Below are 19,219 nucleotides of genomic sequence, written 5' to 3'. Positions count from 1 at the left end.
GAAGTCCCTTGCAAGACATCTACCCGTCCCGCCATGCCAAAATGGCGGAGTTTCTGCCGCGCCTCGACCCGGTCGTCCATAACGATTGGAGCGAGGACGCACCGATCAGCATCGAGCAAGCCGCCCAGTTCGACCGGGACGGCTATCTGGTGCTGGAAAACCTGTTTTCGGACGAGGAAGTCGCCTTCCTTCAGAGCGAGGCGCGCACGTTGCTGGGCGATCCCGCCGCGCTGGAGGAAGAAACGGTCATCACCGAGCCGGGCAGCCGTGAGATCCGTTCCATCTTTCGGATTCACGCGCAAAGCCCGGTGATCGGAAGGCTGGCCGCCGACGAGCGGCTGTCCGGCGTGGCGCGATTCCTGCTGGGCGATGAAGTGTATATTCACCAGTCGCGCCTGAACTACAAACCCGGTTTCCAGGGCAAGGAGTTCTATTGGCACAGCGATTTCGAAACCTGGCATGTCGAGGATGGGATGCCCCGCATGCGGGCGCTGTCCATGTCGGTACTGCTGGCGGAAAATACGCCGCATAACGGGCCGTTGATGCTGATCCCCGGATCGCATCGCAGCTTCCTGACATGTGTGGGCGAAACGCCCGAGGATCATTATCGCATGTCGTTGAAGCGCCAGGAATATGGCGTGCCGGACGAGGACAGCCTGGCCGAGCTGGCGCACAAGCATGGCATTGTCGCGCCGACGGGCAAGCCGGGATCGGTCGTGATATTCGATTGCAACATCATGCATGGGTCGAACGGCAACATCACCCCCTTCCCCCGCGCCAACGCCTTTCTGGTCTATAATGCCGTGAGCAACCGGCTGGCCGCGCCCTTTGGCGTTGAAAAGCCGCGTCCCGAATTCATCGCCGCGCGGGGCGAACCCACGCCGATCACGCCGGTATCCGGGCCATTGATGGAAGAGGTGACGGCATGAACGGTCATAGCGTCGAGAAGATCGGCGGCACATCCATGGCCGCCACGGCCACCCTGTTCGACAATGTGCTGATCGCGGGCCGCAAGGGCGCGGACCTGTATAACCGCATCTTCGTCGTGTCCGCCTATGCCGGGATGACCGACCTGTTGCTGGAGCATAAGAAGAGCGGCAGGGCGGGCGTTTATGCCCGGTTCGTGGCCGATGAAGGCACGGATGGCTGGCGCGAGGCGATAGAGGAAGTGCGGGCCGCCATGTGCGCGCGCAATGCCGAGATGTTCGCGCGCGGTGAAAGCCGCAAGCAAGCGGACGCCTTTGTCGACAGGCGGATCGACGCCGTAGCCGCGTGTCTGGGCGATCTGGCGCGATTGCGCAGCCATGGGCGCTTTTGCGTCAAGGAACAGTTGATGACGGTGCGTGAGCTGCTCGCCGGGCTTGGCGAGGCGCACAGCGCCCACAGCACCGCGCTGCTGCTGAACGACCGGGGCGTCAATGCGGTTTTCGTCGACCTGACCCTGTGGGACCAGGATGACATGGTCGGGCTGGACGAGCGGATCGTGGCGGCGCTGGAACCCATCGACCTGGCTACGACGCTGCCCATCGTCACCGGCTATGCCGGGTGCCGCGAGGGCATGGTGCGCCGCTATGCACGGGGCTATTCGGAAATGACATTTTCCCGCATCGCCGTGCTGACCGGCGCGCGCGAAGCGATCATCCACAAGGAATTTCACCTGTCGAGCGCTGACCCGAAACTGGTCGGCATCGGCAAGGCGCGCAAGATCGGCCGCACCAATTATGACGTCGCCGACCAGCTCGCCAATCTGGGTATGGAGGCGATCCATCCCGGCGCCGGGCGCGGATTGCGCCAGACCAACATTCCTTTGCGTGTACGCAATACTTTCGACCGGGAGGATGGCGGGACGCTGATCTGCGGCGATTATGTGTCCGACACGCCGCGCGTGGAGATCGTGACCGGCATCCGCCGTGCGCAGGCGCTGCAATTTTTCGAACAGGATATGGTCGGCGTGAAGGGATATGACGCCGCGATATTGGAGGCGCTGACCCGGCATGGCGCGTGGATCGTCAGCAAGTCGTCCAACGCCAACACCATCACCCATTATCTGTCGGCAGAAGCCGCGACGATGAAGCGGGTGATAGAGGATCTGCAACAACGCTATCCCGACGCGGCGATTTCGGCGCATCCCGTGGCGATGGTGTCGGTGATCGGCAGCGATATTTCGCGCCCCTCGCTGGTCGCCGATGCACTGCGCGCGCTGGATGACGAAGGCGTCGGCGTCATCGCGATGCAGCACCAGATCCGCAATGTCGATGTTCAGTTCATCGTCGATGTCGCGCATTATGATGCCGCCGTCCGGGCGCTGCATTGCGCATTGGTGGAGTGCGACGGGCAAGGCGCGCAGGAGCAGCGCGCCGCCTGAGCGACGCGCGTCCTGTCATGATTGCCGCCATCTATCCTGTTCGCAGCCTGTTGCTGTCCATCTTCATGCTGATGGCAGGCAGCGGGTTCCTGGCGACGCTCATCAGCCTGCGGCTGGAACGGGCGGGCAGCGGCACGATGGCCATCGGCATCGTCGCGACGGCCTATTTCGGCGGACTGATCGTGGGGTCGTTGCGGGCGGCGGACGTGGTGCGGCGCGTGGGGCACATCCGCGCCTTTGCCGCGTTCGTCGCGTTGCTGTCGGCCAGCACGCTGTCCTATGCGCTGCTGACGCACCCGCTGTTCTGGATGGTGCTGCGCCTGATCGACGGGGTCTGCGTCGCGGGCGTGTTCGTGTGCCTGGAAAGCTGGCTTAATGACCGGGCGGAGCCGCAGATGCGCGGGAGCGTGCTGGCCGCCTATATGGTCGCGCTCTATTCAGGGCAGGCGATCGGGCAATTGCTGCTGGGGGCGAGCGGGTCTTTGCCCGCCATCCCGTTCCAGATCGCGTCCATCCTGATTTCACTGTCCATCATTCCGCTGTGCCTGACCCGCAGTTCAGCGCCCGCGCCGGTGGAGGCAAGCGCCTTTTCCATCCGGTCGCTGCTGATCGCATCGCCGCTGGGCGCGGGGGGCGCGGTGGCGACGGGGCTGATGCTGGGGGCGTTTTACGGGCTGGCGGCGGTGCATGTGCGGCGGTTGGGGCTGGACCTGGCGGAAACGGCGCGGTTCATGATGATCGTGATCCTGGGCGGCGTGGCGCTGCAATGGCCGCTGGGGCGATTGTCCGACCGGCACGACCGGCGGCGCGTGATCGTGGGATGCTTCACGGTGGCGGCGACGGTCAGCGTGGCGCTAGCGCTGAGCCAGGACGGGATGCTGCTGATGGCGCTGGGCGCGCTGTTCGGGGGCTTGAGCTTTGCGCTGTATCCGCTGTGCGTCGCGCATTGCAACGACCGGCTTCTGGAGACCGAGCGGGTGGCGGCGAGCGGGCGGCTGGTGCTGCTCTATTCCATCGGCGCGGCTTTGGGACCGCTGCTGGGGGCGACCTTCATGACGGCGGCCGGGACGGGCGGGCTGTTCCTGTTCATCGCGCTGTGCGCCGGGCTGGCGATGATGATCGGCCTGTGGCGGCAAAGTGCGTCGGAGCCTGTGCCGGACAATTACCAGCAGGATTTCCAGATCATGCCGCGCACCACGCCAATGGCGTCCTTGCTGGACCCCAACAGCGCCGATGAAACGCCGCCCGAAGGACAGACGACATGAACGCGATTCCCGGCCGCGCCCCAACCGCGTGCCCCGATCCGTCGCAGGACGCGACGCTGCGCCGCGCCATCGCTGCATCGGCGATGGGCAATGCGACGGAATGGTTCGACTATGGCATCTATGCCTATGGCGTGACCTATATCTCTGCCGCACTGTTCCCCGGCAGCACGGAGGAGGCGGTGCTGTTCGCGCTGGCGACGTTCGCGATCTCCTTCCTCGTGCGGCCGTTGGGCGGGCTGTTCTGGGGGCCACTGGGCGACCGGCTTGGGCGAAAGTCGGTGCTGGCGCTGACCATATTGCTGATGTCCGGCGCGACCTTGTGCGTGGGGCTCATCCCCGATCATGCCACGATCGGTTTCTGGGCGCCGGCTCTGCTGATCGTGCTGCGGATGGTGCAGGGATTTTCAACCGGCGGCGAATATGGCGGCGCGGCGACATTCATGGCGGAATATGCGCCCGATGACCGGCGCGGCTTTTACGGCAGTTTCCTGGAGTTCGGGACGCTGGCGGGGTTTTCGCTGGGCGCGGCGCTGATGCTGGGATTTTCGCTGATGCTGGGCGAGGCGGCGATGCATGAGTGGGGATGGCGTATCCCCTTTCTGGTGGCAGCGCCCATGGGGCTGGTCGGCATGTATCTGCGCTCGAAAATGGAGGATACGCCCGTGTTCCGCGCGGCGGCGGCGTTGCATGACAGCGGGCCGCCATCCCCCAGCCTGTCGCTGCTGATGCGGCAATATTGGCGGCCGATGTTGGTGGTCGGCGGACTGGTCGTGGCGCTCAATGTCGTCAACTATACGCTGCTCAGCTACATGCCGACCTATCTGCAACGACGCATCGGATTGTCGGCCGACGAAGCGCTGATCGTGCCGATCATCGGCATGTTGCTGATGATGGTTTTCCTGCCCTTCGCGGGCGCGCTGTCGGACAGGGTCGGGCGGCGGGCGATGTGGCGCGCGTCACTGATCGGGCTGCTGGTCGGGGTCGTGCCGCTTTACATGCTGATGGCAACGGGGCTAATGGGCGCGATTATCGCCTTCGTGGCGCTGGGCCTGCTGTACGTGCCGCAGCTTGCGACGATTTCAGCGACCTTTCCCGCGCTGTTCCCGACGCAGGTGCGCTTCGCGGGCTTCGCCATCGCCTATAATGTTTCGACGTCCATTTTCGGCGGGACCGCGCCAGCCATCGGCAGCGGGCTGATCAGCTTCACCGGCAACGAACTGATGCCCGCTTATTACATGATGCTGGCCTGCGTCGTCGGCCTGATCGCGTTGCGCTTCATGCCCGAAACCGCTGGCCGGTCACTTTATGAAGATCCCTTTGCGGAGAAGCAGGTTTGATGACCAACCTTCCCATTTCCAACGACAGCATCGGGACGTTGACGCGCGGCTATGTGGATGAGCCGTGGATGCAAAGCGGACTGGCTCTGCTGCTGCTGGGCGTTGTCGCATGGGTGGCGAACTGGGTGGCCAAGCGCGTCGTGCTGAAGCTGTTGCTGCGCCTGTTGAACCATCTGCCCTTCCGCATCGAGGCGGAGCATATCGGTACAATCGTCGCGCGGCTGTCGAACATCGTGCCCGCGATCGTCATTCAGGTCGGCATCGGCGCGGTCCCGCATCTACCGGTCCAGGCCGTGACATTCGTGCGCAGCCTGAGCGCGGCATTCATCATCCTGACCATCGCCATCGCGATCAGCGGTTTCCTGACGCTGCTCAACGATCTGTACCAGCGCCGCCCCAATGCCGCCAACCGGCCGATCAAGGGTTATATCCAGCTGGGCAAGCTGCTGCTGTTCGGCGCGGCGGCGGTCCTGATCATCGCTGCATTGATGGACCAGTCGCCGCTGCTGCTGCTGTCCGGGCTGGGCGCGATGGCGGCGGTGCTGATGCTGGTGTTCAAGGATACGATCCTGTCGCTGGTCGCTTCGGTGCAGATCGGGTCGAACGACATGGTGCGCGTGGGCGATTGGATAGAAATGCCGCAATTCAACGCCGATGGCGACGTCATCGACATCGCGCTGCATACGGTGAAGGTCCAGAATTTCGACAAGACGATCACCACCATCCCGACCCACAGGCTGATTTCGGACAGTTTCCGCAACTGGCGCGGGATGGCGGAATCGGGCGGTCGGCGCATCATGCGGTCGTTGATGATCGACCAGAGCAGCGTGCGATTTCTGGATGACGGGGACGTCGAGAAAATGGCGCAATTCTCTGTATTGCGGCCTTATCTGGAGGCCAAGCGCAGGGAGATCGAACGGTGGAACGCCGAGCATGGCGCGGACGGCACCGTCAATGGCAGGCGCATGACCAATATCGGTACATTCCGCGCCTATGTGCAGGCCTATCTGCAATCACGCAGGGACATAGCGCAGGACAAGACGTTGCTCGTCCGCCAGCTTGCGCCCAGCGAAAACGGCCTGCCGATTGAAATCTATGCCTTTGCCAACAGCACGGCATGGTCGGAATATGAAGGCATACAGGGCGATATATTCGATCACCTGATCGCGATCCTGCCCGATTTCGGCCTGCGGCTGTTCCAGCGCCCCGCCGGTTCGGATCTGGCCGGACTGGTCCCGGACCATATCCGGGAGCATGCTTAAAAAGGGAAGAACCAGTGAATGGCCGCGACCGCCGCAACCCAGGTGATGAGGTTGAGCGGAAGGCCGACCTTGGTAAAGTCGAGATAGCTGTATCCCGCCATCTGATAGACCAGCACATTGGTCTGATAGCCAAAGGGCGTGGCGAAGGCGGCGCTGCCCGCCATCATGACGGCGACGAGAAACGGGCGCGGGCTGACGGCCATGCTTTCGGCCAGCGCGACCGCGATGGGCGTCACCAGCACGGCCACGGTGGCGTTCGACAGCAGTTCAGTCAGCAGCAGCGTCGCGCCATAGAGCAGGATCAGCGCGCCCAGCGGGCCGAACAGGCCGACCTTACCGACCATCGCATTTGTGGCCGACGCCGCGAGACCGGTCTGTTCCAGCGCGATGCCGATCACGACCATCCCCACGATCAGCATCAGGATTTCGGGGCGCAGCCCGCCATAGGCCTCATCCGGTTTGATGACGCGCAGCAGGATGAGGAGCACCGCCCCCGAGAATGCGGACGCGGCGATGGGCGCGACGTTGAAAGCCGCCAGCAGGATAACGCCGATGAAGATCGCGGTGGATAACAGCGCCTTGGTCGGGGCCAATGGCCGTTGCACCGCGAAGTCGGCGGCGTCGCCGATCATGTCCCCGGCGATATCGACATGGCTGACATGGTGCGGGAGCGCGGCCTCCACCCTTTCGAGCGAGGCGGGCAGCGGCTTGGCAAGCAGCCGTCCGGAAAAGAGGAAAAGATAAAGCCCGCCCGCCGCCGCGACCACCAGTCCCACCGGCGTAATTTCAAAGATTGAAAAGGGCGCCTGTCCCGACGACCGCGCCATGTCATCGACCAGCAAATTGGTGGACGTCCCGATCAGCGTGCAGGATCCCCCCAGCACGGCGACATAGGAAAGCGGCATCAGGAACCGCTTGGGATCCAGCTTCAGCGATTTCGCCACGTCACGGACAACGGGCGCGGACAACACCACGATCGGCGTGTTGTTGAGGAATCCCGACGCCGCGCCGCACAGCACGATGACGAGCCAGATGCCCACTGCCCCGATACGGCGGCACAGACCCACCGCTTTGCGAATCAAAAGGTCGAGCAGACCGGACAATTCCATTGCGTGGGCGATGACGAACAGGGACGCGAGCGCGATGATCGCGGGACTGCCGAAAGCGCCCTGCACCTCGCTGGGGCGCACAGCCCCCGTCAGCAGAAGCAGAGCGGCCCCGGCCAGCGCCACGACGTCGGCGCGGATCTTGTCCCAGATCAGCGCGAGGATCACGCCCGCGAGCACGAACAGGGTGACAAGTTGCTCGAATGTCATGAGCGTCGGCTAGCATAAACAGGCGACGGTGGGAGAAGAAATGCAAAAAAAGCTGCAAATTCGATCCTCTAAGGGGTCAATTTGCCCGACACTATCTGCTAGGCTGTCGAACATGGCCGAACATAATATCCGGTTTCGCATCCTTACCCACCTGATCGCGGCCGGAGCGGGCGGCGTGCTGGCTTTCGTCCTTGCAGACAAGGAGCCAGCAAAAACCCCCGCGCCCGACGAACAGATTGTGCAGGACCCCGCGCCTGTCGTGGAAGTGCCGAAAATTCCGGTGATCCCCGTCCCTTCCCCGCCGCTTGACCGCGCCGCCCTTCTCGCTGCGGCGGCAAGCGCGGCCGACGCGGCGGCAAGCGGGTCCGCCCTGCCACAATCCAACGCGGCGCTGACCGGGCGCTCGTTCGTCCTGCGCATGCCCTTTGGCTGCCGGGGCGAAATGGCGGACCCCAAGGGCGCGGACGCGAAGGAAAAGCCCAGCTGGGCGGGATGGAGCTTCAACCCGAAAAGCCGGGCGCTTCGCCTGACCGCGCAGGCCAGCGATCTCGCCGAAACGGAATGGGTGAAGCAGCTTGCCGGTGAAATGACCTTCGATGCGGTCGAGGGCTTCTGGTTGCGGCGTCCATGGACGCGGACGGAGCAATGCGGGGCGGACGATCTGGCCCCGACAGACGATATGCTGGACGCTTCCCAGCGACGGCTGGCGATTGCCCAATTCTACTCGCCCGAAGGTTCGCGCACATTGAGGCGCGGCAATCGGCCCTATTCGTCGACGGTCAAGCTGAAGGAAAATGAAACGCCGTCGAGCAATGGCTATCAGCTTCAACTGGAAGGCAAGATCAGCGGCTTTCCCGATGGCCAGCCCATTCACTGCTCACAGGCCAGCCCATCGGTCGCGCCGCGTTGCGTGATTGCGGTTCAGTTCGAACGGGTGGCGTTCGTCGCGCCTGGCAAGGACGAGCCGATCGTCGAATGGCGATGATCGGGTGAAACGCCCCGGCGCGCCACGGGCCTGTCGGCCTGCGGCGCACCGGACGGTCGATGTCAGCCAGCCTTCGCCATCTGGGCAAGGACCTGGGCGGACGGCTTGTTGGCCGCATCGACACTGCCATCGGCGAGCATCGCCTTGGACAAGGTCGCCGCTTCAGCCTTTAGCGCCGCATCCTCGCTGGTCTGGCTGGCGCCGATGAGCGCGGCGAGCAGCAGGTTGCGGTTTACCGGGTTGGACTGTTCAGCGACGGCCTTGCGGGCGAGCGGGATGGCTTCGGCATAGAAGGGGTCTGCGCCCGCCTTGTCCTGCTTGCCCAGCTTGAAATTGCCCAACTGGATCAGGATGCCGGTCAACACGCCCCTGCTCTGGGCATCGGTCGGGTTGGCGGCAACGACCTTGCGCCAGTGCGGCAGGCTTTCTTCATAGAGCGGGGCGACGGCGTCGAGCTTCTGCAAGGCGGCGTTCGCCGCGGCCGTCGCATACAGCGCGTTGGCAAGGAAGTTCACATTTTCGATCTTGTCGGGCTGGGTCTTCACCGCGTCGCGGATGGCGGGAAGCGCGGCTTCATATTTGGCGACGGCGGTCATGTTGTCGCCCTGCTGCTGCGCCTGCTGGCCAGCGGTGAAATCGGTGACGGCCTTGTTGAAGGCGACGATCTGTTCCTGGCTGAGCGTAGCGGCGGGAGCCGCGGCCGGGGCGGCGGCGGGCGTCTGCGCAGTTGATTCCGCGGGTGCGGCTGGCGCTGCGGGGTTCGCGGGTGCGGCAGCCGGCGCTTCCTGCGCGGCGGCGGGCAGGGCTGCGGTAAGAAGGAAGGTCGTAAGCATCATTTTGTGCATTGATATCTGCTCCGGTTTAAGTGGCTGCGTACACAGCGTTCAACGCCATGGGGCGGCCACGGTTGCTTTGAAGGACGCCCTCAGGTCGCCAATAAATTTGGCGGTTCGGGGGAAGGGAAAATGGCGTCGATTATGTGCGATGCCAGGGCGTCGAAACGATAGGGCTTCGGAAGGATGGGCCCAAACCGGCGCAGGTCGTCCGGAAGCCCATGGTGCAATCCGCCCGATGTGATCAGCATGCGGATCGCGGGCCAACGCCTGCTGGCTTGCCGGACCAGATCGAAACCGTCGCGTCCGCCAGGCATGTTCACATCGGTAAAAATCAGATCAACTCCGCCATCCAGTTCGTCAAGAATACCTAGCGCGTCATCAACATTCTGCGCCGCGAAAACCGTAAATTCCTGATCGATCAGAAATTCACAGACGTTCATGCTGACAAGGGCTTCATCCTCCACGACGAGAATGATGACCGGCCTTGGAAAACGGGGCCTGCCCGTCTCCCCTGCCCTTGCGAACCCCCCGTTCGGTGTCATGCTGCCCCATATTATCGAGGTGGGATCTGTGGTCGCGGTGTCCCTGATCTCAGCCCAATCCCTTGCTCGGCGCCTATTTAAGCACGCTCGGCAGCATGGCGTTATTATAGCTTTTATATGCATGGACCGGGCCAGGCCTGCTGGCTAAGCTGGGAAATGCCTTGCAGTCGCCGCCTGCCGCCAGCGCGTCCATGATCCACGCCAAGCATCGAAGCGCGCCGTCGCACGAAGGGGCAGCGCGGCCCTGGCGGATGAGCATGCTGGCGGCCGCCATCGTGCTGCCGTCCTGGTTCATCGCCATATATATGCAACCCGCGCTGGGGCGCGTCGCCGCTGCCCTGTTCTTTGTGTTGGGCGTCGTAATCTGGGGCGCGATCGGCGGGCTGGGCCCGGCGCTTGTCGCGGCGACGGCGGCGTTCCTGCTTTATAATTTCTATCTGGTCGAGCCGGTCCTGAGCTTTCAGATTTCCACCAGCCGGGACTTCATGCCCCTGCTGCTGTTCAGCCTGTGCGCAGTGGTGGCCGGCATTCTTGCCGCGCGGCTAAAGGAACGCGCCACCGCCGCCGACCGCGGCAACCGGCAATTGCGCAGCCTGCTGGACATCAGCCAGTCCCTTCAATCCGCGCTGCGCGTCCCGGACATCGCCAGGGCGCTGGACGATCATCTGTCGGGCGTTGGCGGCGCGACGCCGACGCTGTTCCTTGTCAGGGATGGATCCTTCGACGCGGCGCGTAAGGCGCCGGAAAGGGATAAGGGGCTTCATCTGGTTCAGGACGCGACAAGATATTCGGGCGGTCCGCGCGAAGAAGGCCCGTTTACGGTCTATCGGCTGGACAGCAGCACGGGATTTGAAGGCGTCATCCTGTTCGAGCATGGCCCGTCCCGACGACTGGAAAGCGCATTCATGTCGGCGCTTGCAAATCTGATCGCGCTGGCGGTCGAGCGTGCCGCGCTGTCGGAAAGCAATGCCGAGCGCCGCGCCCAGGCGAGGACGGAGGAACTCAAGACGGCACTGCTTTCATCGGTCAGCCACGATTTTCGCACGCCGCTGACCGCGATCAGCGCTTCGGCATCGAGCCTGATCGAGTTTCGCGACAAGCTCGATCCGGCGGCGGCGGAGCGTCTGTTGCGGGGAATCGTCAGCGAATGCGACCGCCTGAACCGTTACACATCCAACCTTCTGGAGATGAGCCGCCTGGAAGCGGGCCAGTCGCTCGCGCGCAGGCAGACATTGGGCGTCGCCGACACGATCGGCGCGATCGTGCAGAGGGTGCGTCCACGGGCGGGCGATCGCCAGATCGTGCGCCGGGCAAGCGACGATGATCTGCTGGTGACAGTCGATGCCGCCATGTTCGAACTGGTGCTGGTCAATGTGCTCGACAACGCGGTTATCTATAGTGAGAACGGCACACGCATCGATGTCGATGTCCGGCGCGAGGGCGATTATTGCGTCATCAGCATAACGGATGAGGGGCAGGGCATACCGCCCGACGACCTCGAAAGGGTCTTTACCCGTTTCTATCGCGTATCCCGTCCCCACGCATCGCCGCGCGGAAGCGGGCTGGGGCTGGCCATCGCCAAGGGCTTTGTCGAAGCGCTTGGCGGCCGGATCAGTGCGGCTTCGCCGGGTCCGGGCGGACGCGGCGCGACCATCACCATCATGCTTCCCCTAGCCACAGAGACCTCGCCCACATGACCGCCCTGCATATCCTTGTCGTGGACGACGAGCCTTCCCTGATCGACGTGCTTCAGCCCGTTCTGGAGACGGCTGGATACCGCATCACCGTCGCGCAGGATGGACGCGGGGCCATGGCCGCCATCGAAGCGGTCGAATTCGACCTGATATTGCTGGATCTGGGCTTGCCCGACATTGACGGCAAGTCGCTGCTGCAACGCATCCGCCTTGACCAGGATGTGCCCGTCATCGTCATTTCGGCGCGGCACCAGGAAGCGGAGAAGATTTCCGCCCTGGACGAAGGAGCGGACGATTATGTCAACAAGCCGTTCGAGATCGGAGAATTGATGGCCCGCATGCGCGCGGCCATCCGGCGGCATTCATTGTCGAAGGCAGAGGCGTCAACCTATTGCGCGGGCGGGCTGACGATTGATTTTCCCACCCGCCGCGTCACTTTGTCAGGTGAGCAGGTCAAGCTGTCGCCCAAGGAATATGACCTTTTGCAAACTTTGGCGCGCAAGGCCGGGCAGGTCGTCACGCACAAGCGATTGCTGGCCGCCGGATGGGGAGCGGAGGCGACCGATACGCAATATCTGCGTGTCTATATCGGGCTGCTGCGCCAGAAGATCGAACAGGATCCTTCCGATCCTTCCCTGCTGCTGACCGAACCAGGCGTCGGATATCGCCTGATCGCGGCTAATTGAGATGGGCCGCCTGATCGTCGTTTCCAATTCGTTCAGCCGACACGTCTGTACGATAAGGGCAATCCGGTAATGGGTTCAGAGGGTGTTCGCCCGGTTTTGCGATTCCGGCGATTGGGGTAAGATCAACGCCATAATCTTCTCAAGTCAGGGAGATTCTTCTGCTTGAGGGACGAAGCAGCGGGGCCGGATCAATCGGACCAAAGCTGCCCATGGAATATGTGAGGAAGACATCATGAGCCGGTCATTCATTCTCATGTTCTTCGCGGCGGCGACCGTACCGGTTTCGGCGAGCGAGGCCGTGGAGGGGACGAGAGACATACCGGCCTTCTTCTCGGGCGAACGGCTGTTCGAAATATGTTCGCAGCCCAATTACGGCCAATGTTCGATGTATGTCGCTGGCGTCATCGACGGCATGTTCTACGCCGACGGAGAGGGGGGCAGTCGGGCGATCTGCCGCACCGAAATCACTAATCAAGCGGCTGCGGAACTGGTGCTGAACCGGCTGTCCGGCGATGCCCAACTGCGTTCGCTGTCTGCCGCAGCCGCGGTCCACGCCGCCATCGCCGACCGGCTATCCTGTCCGGGTCCGGCCTCCGCCATCCTCGCCGAACAGTGATCGCACCGTCAACGCGTCCAGCCCTTGTGGAACCGGGAAGCGCCAGACCGTCAGTGCGGCACCGTGCCCATTTCCACGCCCGTCTTGTCATGCAGCGCGAAGCGATCGACGATGTCGGCGCTGGCCCTGTTATAGCCGATGACATTCACCATCTGCCCTTCGCGCCGCAGCCGCGCGACGATCTTGTCCAGCGCGGCGACGGCGGAAATGTCCCAGAAGTGCGCCGCCGACACGTCGATCGTGACATGGGGGGCGCGCTGTTGGCCTTGAAAAGCGCGGGTGAACCGATCGACCGAGGCAAAGAAAATCTGCCCCGTCACCCGATAGGTCGCATGAGCGCCATCTTCGGACAGGCTAAGTTCCACGGCGAACATACGCTGCACCTTGCCAGCGAAGAATATGCCCGAAAGCAGCACGCCCGCCAGCACGCCCAGCGACAGGTCGCGCGTCGCCACCACGACCGCCACGGTCACCAGCATCACCACTGAGGATGTCGGCGGATGGCGGCGCAGATTGGGAATCGAATTCCAGCTGAATGTGCCGATCGACACCATGATCATGACGGCCACCAGCGCGGGCATCGGCACCTGTCCCACCCACGGTCCCAACACGGCGAGCAGGAACAGCAGGAAAGCGCCCGCCACGAATGTCGATAGCCGACCGCGACCGCCCGATGTCACGTTGATGACCGACTGGCCGATCATCGCGCAGCCGCCCATGCCGCCCAGAAAGGCCGAAACGACGTTCGCCCCGCCCTGCCCCAGGCATTCGCGCCGCTTGTCGCTGTCCGTGTCGGTCATGTCGTCCACGATCTGCGCCGTCAGCAGCGATTCCAGCAGCCCGACCGCCGCCATCGTCACCGAATAGGGCAGGATGATGCGCAGCGTGTCCAGCGTCAGCGGCACCTGCGGGAATGCGAATGCGGGCAATCCTTCAGGCAGTTTCCCCATGTCGCCGACCGTGTTCACCGGCAGGCCCATCCCGATGCTGATGAACGTCAGCAGCAGGATCGCGACGAGCGGCGATGGCACGGCCTTCGTAAGGCGAGGGAACAGATAGATGATGGCAAGGCCGCCCGCGACCATCGTGTAGGTTTGCCACCCCACATTGGTCAGTTGCGGCAGCTGCGCCAGGAAAATCAGGATCGCCAGCGCGTTGACGAAGCCGGTAATGACCGAGCGCGACACGAACTGCATCAGCAGGTCCAGCCGCAGCAGACCCGCCACCGCCTGAATCACGCCCATCAATATGGTCGCGGCGAAAAGATATTCGACGCCATGTTCGCGCACCAGCGGCGTCACCAGCACCGCAACGGCCGCCGTCGCGGCGGAGATCATGCCGGGACGGCCGCCGATGAACGCTATCACCATGGCGATGGCCACCGAGGCATAGAGGCCCACGCGCGGATCGACCCCCGCGATGATCGAAAAGCCGATGGCTTCGGGAATAAGAGCGAGCGCAACGACGATGCCCGCCAGCAGTTCCTTGCGCATGGATGCGCCATCGGTGAACCATTGCCGACGATAGGGGGTAGAATTGCCAGTCATTCAAAAATTTCCACATCAAGGCACATGGCGCTTTGAAGCGCGGATCATTGCAGGTCATGTGTGATGTTGTCCGGCGGATCGGCGGCCGGAATAGCCACCCGGATTTTCACCGGGTCCTTGCGAATGCGCGTGCCTTAACGCATGAAAATGGCCGGTGGCAAGAGGCGTCTGGTCCTGCCCGGCCATTGGCGATCATGGCTTGCGCCGAGCTTCGACCCAGGTGGTGCGGCGGGGTGTGAGAAGCGTGACGGGCTGGCCAAGCTCCCTTGCAAGCATGGTCATCATCCAGGTGCGATGGCTGACGAGAAACGCGTCGAACCCTTCGGGATTGGCGGGATCGAATGTGGGGACCGACCAGTCCGCCTCGGCCGCCTGATAGTCCGCCTGCCAGATGCCGCGCGGATCGTCAGGCGCATCGACATGGCGGCCAAGGAAACGGTTGCCGTCGAACCGGATCGCGGGCGAATGGGGAAAGCCGGGCGCGACGATATAATCCGGCCCATCGCGGCCTGTTTCATGCCCATAGCGCACGGCGCCGGCGACCGCGAAAAGATTGTTGGTGAAGCTGACCTCGCTTGGCCAGCCCTGCCACTGGGTCGCGGCGACCATGGTGATGTCCTGGTGACTGCCGACATGGATGACGTTGCCTTCTATCCGCGCATGGCCGATGCCGCCGGACAGCTGGATGACCCGCGCGCCGTCATGGCGGCTGACATTCGCGCGCACGAGGCTGCCATGATTGCCGATATTGTCCGGCCCCGTCCGTCCGGGCGAGCAGATCAGGACGAAACCGCCTTCATTATCATGGCTGAAATTATGGGCGATGATCGTGCCGCGCGAGTTGAAATCGGAATCAAATCCCTGCCCGTCCCATCTGCCCTGGGTAAAGGCCGCCTCGTTCAGCTGGATCAGCGTGTTGTCGGTGCTCCATTGCCAGATGGCGACATTATAGCCGGGCGCGCGGCCAGCCGCATAGCGGACCACATTATGTTCGACCAGCGCGCCGTCCGTGCCCCGTGGCACGATGCCGTCGCCGCCAATGTCTTCAAGATAATTGTCGCGGATAACCACCTTTTCGCTCGGAAACCAGCGATCCAGCGTGACCTGATCGCTGATGCCAGCGATCCCCGACCGGTCCACACGCCAGATGATATTGCGTTCGATCGTCAGATTGTGAAAGCGCGTCGCCCGCTTGCCGCCCAGCGCCCGGAAAACGATGCCGCCATTGTCCTTCCGCTCGTTCGAGCCGCGCACGTCATGGATATACATGTCCCGCACGGCGATGTTGCGCGCGACCCCTGCGTCCTGCTGCGATACCAGCACGCCGTAGCGGGGTGCGGGCGGCGCGGCGTCGTTGGTGACTTCCAGCCCGCCGACCTCGACATATTCAGCGTTCAGGATCGCCACCCCATATTCCGAAACGCCGCCCGCATCGATCCGTGGGCGCGCGCCAGTTCCCGTGGTCCCGACGATGATCGGTGCGTTTCGCCTTCCCGATCGGGAGATGACGAGCGGCTCTCGCCAGACCGATCCGGCGGCCAGCAGCACCCGGTCACCCGGCCTGAGATGGGCTTTCCCGATCCGGGCGAGCGATTGCCAGGCGGTTGCTGGCGAGGACGCGTCGTTCCGGTCGTCCCCGTTGACCGCGTCCACATGATAATCCCGCGCGCTGGCCCCGGTGGCGGTGAGCATCGCGAAAAGGAAAAGAAGCGGCAGCAACAGACGCCGACCGCGCCTTTCCGATGGCGCGAAGGCGCTTGCTTTCAGCATGGCGATGACGACGATAACCTCCCCGGCCCTTAGCTCAACGCCCGATGATCTGGGCGAAGGATGCGACCCCTGCCGTGACTGGCGGAGCATCGCGCGCGCTTTGTGTAACGACCGGCTGCGCAGATCCGATCCCGGCGAACATCGCTTCGATATTCCGCATGCACAGGGCGACGCTTTCGCTGGCGAGCATGTACCAGACCTGCTTGGCTTCCTTGCGGGTCTGGACCAGTTCGGCCCGGCGCAATTCGCCCAGTTGCTGGCTGAGCGCGGGCTGGCCGATGCCGGTTATTTCGGCGATCTCCCCCACATTTCGTTCGCCCTGAAGCAGGCAGGACAGGATCATCAGGCGCTGCGCCTGCGCGAAGGCCCTGATCTTTTCAGCAGCAGCGGTCGCGGCGTCGCGATCTTCGTACAGGCCCTTCACGGCTTTGGCTCGAACCGGCAGAACCAGTCAGCCGCCGCGTCGGCCCGGTCTGCGGCCGGCAGAAGCAGCGGCTGTCCCTCGACCCATCCTTCCGGCGTCAACCTGTCTGCCGCATCGACCGTCTGCAAGGCGCGCACCAGCCGCAGCATCTCATCGACCGAGCGCCCCACATTATGGGGGTAGCAGGTCGTCGCGCGAATGACGCCCAGCGGATCGATGAAAAAGGTCGATCGCATGGTCATGCTGTCCGGGGCGTCGTCGCCGATCATGCCATAGGCGCGGCCCACCGCCATGCTGGGATCCTCAATGATCGGAAAGCCGATTTCGACGTCGAAAAGGTCTTTCAGCGCCCGAACCCAGGCAAGGTGGGCGTACAGGCTATCGACCGACAGTCCGACCAGCGTGCAGCCAAGCGCGTCGAACTCCGCCTGCCGACGCGCCAATGCGGAGAATTCCGTACTGCATACGGGCGTAAAATCGGCAGGATGGGAAAAGAAGATCACCCACTGCCCGCGCAAGGCGGAAAGCTGAAAGTCGCCCTGTGTCGAACGTGCGCGAAAATCGGGAGCAATGTCGCCGATCCGCAGCATTCCGGTTTCGCAAGTCGTGTCGTCGTCACTCATGTCGGCCTCACTGCAAGGGACCATGGCGGAGAGCAAGCCCTTGACGATTTCAAGATAATATAATACATAATTAGTGTAAATGTTAAATCATGGAGACGCACATGTCCGATGAAGCACTCGCCAAGGCCGCCGGCCAGGTGGTCGCCGCACGAAAAGGCGTCCCGGTGATCCAGTCCTTTTTCGATGAGACCACATTCACTGTGACTTATGTGGTCCATGACGCCGAAACGCGCCGCGCGGCCGTGATAGACAGCGTCCTAGCCTATGACCCCGCGTCCGGCGGCACGTCTTTCGATGCGGCCGACCCTGTCATCGCCTATGTCATGGATCAGGGGCTGACGGTCGATTGGCTTCTGGAAACGCATGCCCATGCCGACCATCTGTCGGCTGCGCCCTATCTCCAGAAGAAGCTGGGCGGAAAGATCGCCATTGGCGCGCATATTTGCGAAGTGCAGCAGACGTTCGGCAAGCTGTTCAACGCCGAACCCGGTTTCCGGCGCGACGGATCGGACTTCGACCAGCTATGGAAGGATGGCGACAGCTTCAACATCGGCAATGTGGCCGTGACGGTGCTGCATGTGCCGGGCCACACGCCCGCCTGCGTCGCCTATGTCATCGGCGATGCGGTGTTCGTCGGCGATACCATGTTCATGCCGGATTATGGCACGGCGCGGGCGGACTTCCCCGGCGGGGACGCGCGCACGCTGTTCCGTTCGCTGCGCCGCCTGCTGGAATTGCCGCCGGAAACGCGCCTCTTCATGTGTCACGACTATCTGCCGGAAGGGCGCGACCATTATGTCTGGGAAACGACGGTCGCCGAACAGCGCCGCGCCAATGTCCATGCCCATGACGGCGTAAGCGAGGATGAATTCGTGGCGATGCGCGAAGCGCGCGACCGCACGCTGGACATGCCGCGCCTTATCCTGCCCTCGGTTCAGGTGAACATGCGCGCGGGGCATCTGCCGCCCGCAGAGGATAATGGCGTCACCTACCTAAAAATCCCGGTGAACCAGCTATGAGCGCAGCCTTTCCCCATGCCCAGCCGGTCGAGGGCCTGTTCGGCATTGGCGGCCTGTGCCCCATGACGCAAGGCCCGCGATGGACGGCAAGCCGATCTGCGCAGGGCATTCGTCATGGATAGCCTTCACTATGCGCTGGGCGCGCTGTCGGGCGGCCTGGTCGGTTTTGTCCTGGGTCTGGTGGGCGGGGGCGGATCAATCCTCGCCGTGCCGTTGATGGTGTATCTGGTCGGCGTGCCGAGCGCCCATGTCGCCATCGGCACGAGCGCGCTGGCGGTCGCCGCCAATGCCGCGACGGGCCTGGCCAGCCACGCCCGCGCCCATCATGTGAAATGGCGCTGCGGTGGCATGTACGCCGCGGCGGGGATCGTGGGGGCAATCGCCGGATCGACCTTCGGCAAGATGGTGGATGGCGACAAGCTGCTGTTCCTCTTTGCACTGGTGATGCTGGTGGTCGGCGCGTTGATGCTGAAGGGGCGAGGCAATCCCGGCGACCCCGGCGTCGAGTGCAACAGGGAAAAGGCGCCCAAGGTCGTCGCCTATGGTCTTGGCTCTGGTGCGTTTTCGGGATTTTTCGGCATTGGCGGAGGATTCCTGATCGTGCCCGGACTGGTTGCTTCGACCGGCATGCCGATGTTGATGGCGGTTGGCACATCGCTGGTCGCCGTCACGGCATTCGGTCTTACGACTGCGGCCAGCTACGCCTTTTCCGGCCTTGTCGACTGGCTGCTGGCGTTCGTTTTCATCGCGGGCGGCGTTGCAGGCAGCTTCGCCGGGACGAGCGCCGCCGAGCGGCTGGGCGAAAAGACCGGCCGTCTCAGCATCGTCTTTGCAGGACTCATCTTCATCGTCGCCTTCTACATGCTCTGGCAAAGCGCGGCCGCCCTGCTGCCGGGCATGACAAGCTGATCGATAGCCGCTACCCCTAGCCT

18 protein-coding genes and 1 other annotated feature are annotated in these 19,219 nt (G+C 63.4%); of the genes, 11 read left to right on the top strand and 7 right to left on the bottom strand.

All coding sequences use genetic code 11. From position 1 onward, the window contains the following. Positions 1–8: 8 nt before the first annotated feature. Genes thpD through B6S01_RS15740 form a run of 5 tightly spaced genes read left to right on the top strand, consistent with a single transcriptional unit; the run spans position 9 to position 6,229 of the window. Positions 9–929, top strand: coding sequence for an ectoine hydroxylase (gene thpD / locus B6S01_RS15760; RefSeq protein WP_037468202.1), 921 nt, complete (start codon positions 9–11; stop codon positions 927–929). Next, on the top strand, positions 926–2,365 hold the full coding sequence (locus tag B6S01_RS15755; RefSeq protein ID WP_037468205.1) for an aspartate kinase: 1,440 nt from the start codon (positions 926–928) through the stop codon (positions 2,363–2,365). Before thpD ends, B6S01_RS15755 begins: the two co-directional genes overlap by 4 nt. 17 nt (positions 2,366–2,382) lie before the next feature. Continuing rightward, entirely contained in the window at positions 2,383–3,630 is a 1,248-nt protein-coding gene (locus tag B6S01_RS15750; RefSeq protein ID WP_037468381.1) for an MFS transporter, read from the top strand. Continuing rightward, on the top strand, positions 3,627–4,967 hold the full coding sequence (locus tag B6S01_RS15745) for an MFS transporter (protein ID WP_037468207.1): 1,341 nt from the start codon (positions 3,627–3,629) through the stop codon (positions 4,965–4,967). Before B6S01_RS15750 ends, B6S01_RS15745 begins: the two co-directional genes overlap by 4 nt. Continuing rightward, positions 4,964–6,229: a mechanosensitive ion channel family protein gene (locus tag B6S01_RS15740; RefSeq protein ID WP_037468208.1), complete on the top strand. Its 1,266-nt coding sequence runs from the start codon at positions 4,964–4,966 to the stop codon at positions 6,227–6,229. Before B6S01_RS15745 ends, B6S01_RS15740 begins: the two co-directional genes overlap by 4 nt. Here B6S01_RS15740 and B6S01_RS15735 read toward each other — a convergent pair. Next, entirely contained in the window at positions 6,226–7,545 is a 1,320-nt protein-coding gene (locus B6S01_RS15735; protein WP_037468210.1) for an SLC13 family permease, read from the bottom strand. The genes B6S01_RS15740 and B6S01_RS15735 overlap by 4 nt on opposite strands. 112 nt (positions 7,546–7,657) lie before the next feature. On the opposite strand from B6S01_RS15735, the gene B6S01_RS15730 reads away from it, so the two are divergent. Beyond that, a complete protein-coding gene (locus B6S01_RS15730; RefSeq protein WP_037468211.1) occupies positions 7,658–8,530 on the top strand; it encodes a hypothetical protein in 873 nt (290 codons plus the stop codon). Positions 8,531–8,592: 62 nt separating this feature from the next. Here the strand turns inward: B6S01_RS15730 and B6S01_RS15725 are convergent, their stop codons facing one another. Together B6S01_RS15725 and B6S01_RS15720 are read right to left on the bottom strand one after the other, a co-directional pair. Continuing rightward, positions 8,593–9,375: a hypothetical protein gene (locus B6S01_RS15725; RefSeq protein WP_094182655.1), complete on the bottom strand. Its 783-nt coding sequence runs from the start codon at positions 9,373–9,375 to the stop codon at positions 8,593–8,595. Positions 9,376–9,455: 80 nt separating this feature from the next. Next, positions 9,456–9,908: a response regulator gene (locus B6S01_RS15720; protein WP_051908517.1), complete on the bottom strand. Its 453-nt coding sequence runs from the start codon at positions 9,906–9,908 to the stop codon at positions 9,456–9,458. A gap of 191 nt (positions 9,909–10,099) precedes the next feature. Here B6S01_RS15720 and B6S01_RS15715 point away from each other — a divergent pair, with 191 nt between their 5' ends. The 3 genes from B6S01_RS15715 to B6S01_RS15705 all read left to right on the top strand — a co-directional run bounded on the left by B6S01_RS15715 (position 10,100) and on the right by B6S01_RS15705 (position 12,904). Then, the gene (locus tag B6S01_RS15715; RefSeq protein WP_081570503.1) at positions 10,100–11,605 is read left to right on the top strand and encodes an ATP-binding protein; all 1,506 of its coding nucleotides are present in this window, start codon (positions 10,100–10,102) and stop codon (positions 11,603–11,605) included. After that, positions 11,602–12,288, top strand: coding sequence for a response regulator transcription factor (locus tag B6S01_RS15710; protein WP_037468216.1), 687 nt, complete (start codon positions 11,602–11,604; stop codon positions 12,286–12,288). The genes B6S01_RS15715 and B6S01_RS15710 overlap by 4 nt, the downstream gene beginning before the upstream one ends. A 232-nt stretch (positions 12,289–12,520) precedes the next feature. Continuing rightward, complete coding sequence (locus B6S01_RS15705; protein WP_081570502.1) at positions 12,521–12,904, top strand: Rap1a/Tai family immunity protein; 384 nt, start codon at positions 12,521–12,523, stop codon at positions 12,902–12,904. Between the two features lie 50 nt (positions 12,905–12,954). On the opposite strand, the gene B6S01_RS15700 is transcribed toward B6S01_RS15705, so the two are convergent. The 4 genes from B6S01_RS15700 to B6S01_RS15685 form a co-directional block, all read right to left on the bottom strand. Further along, entirely contained in the window at positions 12,955–14,451 is a 1,497-nt protein-coding gene (locus B6S01_RS15700; RefSeq protein ID WP_037468220.1) for a SulP family inorganic anion transporter, read from the bottom strand. A gap of 64 nt (positions 14,452–14,515) precedes the next feature. Next, positions 14,516–14,571: a sequence feature (sul1 is cis-regulatory element that is thought to sense ions involved in sulfur or methionine metabolism; They are found in Alphaproteobacteria), on the bottom strand. 72 nt (positions 14,572–14,643) lie between these two features. Beyond that, positions 14,644–16,311 (bottom strand): right-handed parallel beta-helix repeat-containing protein, encoded by a 1,668-nt coding sequence (locus tag B6S01_RS15695; RefSeq protein WP_234810812.1) that lies wholly within the window; start codon positions 16,309–16,311, stop codon positions 14,644–14,646. After that, positions 16,256–16,645 carry an ArsR/SmtB family transcription factor gene (locus tag B6S01_RS15690; RefSeq protein WP_037468226.1) on the bottom strand — a complete coding sequence of 130 codons (390 nt, stop codon included), beginning with the start codon at positions 16,643–16,645 and terminating at the stop codon, positions 16,256–16,258. The genes B6S01_RS15695 and B6S01_RS15690 overlap by 56 nt, the downstream gene beginning before the upstream one ends. Continuing rightward, the gene (locus B6S01_RS15685) at positions 16,642–17,268 is read right to left on the bottom strand and encodes a peroxiredoxin (protein ID WP_037468229.1); all 627 of its coding nucleotides are present in this window, start codon (positions 17,266–17,268) and stop codon (positions 16,642–16,644) included. Before B6S01_RS15685 ends, B6S01_RS15690 begins: the two co-directional genes overlap by 4 nt. Before the next feature lie 101 nt (positions 17,269–17,369). On the opposite strand from B6S01_RS15685, the gene B6S01_RS15680 reads away from it, so the two are divergent. Beyond that, complete coding sequence (locus tag B6S01_RS15680; RefSeq protein WP_037468384.1) at positions 17,370–18,287, top strand: MBL fold metallo-hydrolase; 918 nt, start codon at positions 17,370–17,372, stop codon at positions 18,285–18,287. 114 nt (positions 18,288–18,401) lie between these two features. Then, positions 18,402–19,196 (top strand): sulfite exporter TauE/SafE family protein, encoded by a 795-nt coding sequence (locus B6S01_RS15675; RefSeq protein ID WP_037468233.1) that lies wholly within the window; start codon positions 18,402–18,404, stop codon positions 19,194–19,196. Positions 19,197–19,219: the final 23 nt, after the last annotated feature.

It is taken from the genome of Sphingobium herbicidovorans (assembly GCF_002080435.1).
GTDB lineage: Bacteria > Pseudomonadota > Alphaproteobacteria > Sphingomonadales > Sphingomonadaceae > Sphingobium > Sphingobium herbicidovorans.
Note: the sequence above shows the minus strand (reverse complement) of the source record. Positions and strands in the feature narration are given on the sequence as shown.